Source organism: Mesorhizobium sp. M00.F.Ca.ET.216.01.1.1, from assembly GCF_004010325.2.
In the GTDB taxonomy this organism is placed as follows: domain Bacteria; phylum Pseudomonadota; class Alphaproteobacteria; order Rhizobiales; family Rhizobiaceae; genus Mesorhizobium.
The window spans coordinates 1-377 of sequence record NZ_SADR02000215.1 but is presented as its reverse complement, the minus strand read 5'-3'; the positions used below and the strand labels follow the sequence as shown (position 1 = coordinate 377).

The 377-nt window shown below is 66.0% G+C and carries 1 protein-coding gene; it reads right to left on the bottom strand.

The window, feature by feature from the left end; translation table 11 throughout:
* The coding region (locus EN859_RS35795) for a peroxidase family protein (RefSeq protein ID WP_348632970.1) at positions 1-377 on the bottom strand (377 nt) is incomplete at both ends.

Below are 377 nucleotides of genomic sequence, written 5' to 3'. Positions count from 1 at the left end.
GCCGAGGCGTAGACCTCGGCAAATGCACGCAACTGCGCGTGCGAACCGAAGATCAGGTCGGTGCGGGTGCCGGTCCACCTGATCTCTTTGGTCTTGCGGTCGCGCGCTTCATAGACCTCGTCCGAGCCCGGCTCCGATGCCGGATCCCAGATTGTCGCCATGCTGAGCAGGTTGACAAAGAAGTCGTTGCTCAGCGTGCCGGGCCTGTCGGTGAACACGCCATGCTTCGAGCCGCCGTGATTGGCGCCGAGGACGCGCAGGCCGCCAACCAGCACCGTCATTTCGGGCGCCGTCTGCGTCAGCAGCTGCGCCCGGTCGACCAGCATCGCCTCGACCGACATCGGCAGCCTGCCGCCGACGTAGTTGCGGAAGCCGTC